This window comes from Roseomonas rosulenta (assembly GCF_016106005.1).
Lineage (GTDB): Bacteria > Pseudomonadota > Alphaproteobacteria > Acetobacterales > Acetobacteraceae > Neoroseomonas > Neoroseomonas rosulenta.
Map to the genome: position 1 here is coordinate 1 of NZ_JACADR010000491.1, position 1,708 is coordinate 1,708.

Sequence of the window (1,708 nt, forward strand, 5' to 3'; positions counted from 1 at the left end):
CCAGGGCGCGGGTGACGGGCGCGCGGGCATGCAGGGCCGCGCGGTCGAGCCGGGCCACGGCCTCGGCCAGGGCGGCGGCCTCGCGCGGGAGGCGGGCGAGCAGCCAGGCCTGGACCTCGGGGGCGACGCGCAGCTGGCGGTCGGCAAACAGCTTGGCCAGTAGCGCGGCGAGCAGCGCCTCGCCAGGCGCGCCGATGCCCACCGCCATGGTGGCGCGCAGCCGGCTGGCGAGGTCGGGCAGCGCCACGGGCCAGCGGGACGGCGCATCGCGCGCCAGCAGCAGCAGCCCTTCGCCACGCTCGGCGCAGAGGTTCACCAGGTGCAGCAGGGTGGCGGGGTCGGGCGCTGCGTCGGCGTCATCCAGCACGCTGCCGCCGGGCGCGGGATTCGGCAGGCCGCGCAGTGCCGGCCCGTCCAGCATCCGCCAGCCATGCGCGGCGGCGAAGGCGCGGCCCAGATGCGTCTTGCCCACGCCCGGCGGGCCGAAGATCGCGAGGCGCCCGCCCGGCCAGTCCGCCGGCCGGTCGAGCCACGCAATCGCCTGCGCATTCGAGGCATCCTCGAGGAAGTCGGCGCGATCGCAGGAGGCGCTGAGCGGCAGCGGCAGGGTGTATTGCCGCGCGGGGGCGGGCGGCTGGGCCATGTGCCGCCGCCTAGGTCCCGGTCCGCGGCGGGTCGAGATAGAGCGGGCTTTCGAGGTAGCGCCGCAGCCAGTAGCGCGCCACCACGCCGAGCGCGGCCGCCATCGGCACCGCCAGCAGCACGCCCAGGAAGCCGAAGGCCACGCCGCCGGCGAACAGCGCGAAGATCACCCAGACCGCGTGCAGCTCGACGCGGTCGCCCAGCAGGTAGGGATAGATCACGTAGCCCTCGATGGTCTGGCCCACCACGAAGATGGCGACCACCATCAACACCTCGTTCCAGGTGCCGAACTGGCCCATCGCCAGCAGCACGGCCGAGGCGAAGCCGGTCAGCGACCCGACATAGGGGATGAAGGTCAGGATGCCGGCCATCAGCCCGATGGTCAGCCCCAGTTCGAGCCCCACCAGCTGCAGCGCCACCGCGTAGAACAGGCCGAGTGCGGCGCAGCACAGCAGTTGCCCGCGCAGCCAGGCCGAGAGCACGCGGTCGGTGTCGCGCGCCAGTTGCCGCATCACCGCGGCGTTCTTGCGCGGCAGCCAGGATTCGACGCGCCCCAGCATCGCCGGCCAGTCGCGCAGCAGGTAGAAGGCCACCACCGGCACCACCACCACCAGCGTGAAGACCTGGAACAGCGCGAAGCCGCCGCCGATCAGCCGCGTGGTTGCGGTCACGATCCAGGACAGCATGGACCCCGCCTGGTTCACCGCCATGTCGCGCAGGCGCTGGTCCATCATCTCGGGGCCGAGCGCTTCCTCGAGCCGCAGAAGCGCCTCGCGCAGCAGCGCGCCGAGGCCCGCCACATAGGTCGGCAGCCGCTGCACCAGGATGCCCACCTGCGCGAGGATGATCGGATACAGCAGCAGCACCGCCGCGAGCCCGAGCGCCATCAGCAGGAAGATCAGCGAGAAGGCGCCGAGGCTGCGGCGGATGCCGATGCGCGTGAGCCGCGTGGCGAGCGGGTCGAGGAAATAGGCGATCACCGCGGCCAGCACGAAGGGCGTCAGGATGCCCTGAAACAGCCACAGGCAGAACAGCAGCGCCGCGCCGAAGCCTGCCACCACGCCTG

At 72.9% G+C, this 1,708-nt stretch carries 2 protein-coding genes; both read right to left on the reverse strand.

Translation table 11 applies throughout. From position 1 onward, the window contains the following. A partial coding sequence (locus tag HW578_RS26195; protein ID WP_198373641.1) for an HdaA/DnaA family protein occupies nucleotides 1-643 on the reverse strand: 643 nt, incomplete at its 3' end. Between the two features lie 10 nt (nucleotides 644-653). Next, the coding region (locus tag HW578_RS26200) for an AI-2E family transporter (RefSeq protein WP_198373642.1) at nucleotides 654-1,708 on the reverse strand (1,055 nt) is incomplete at its 5' end.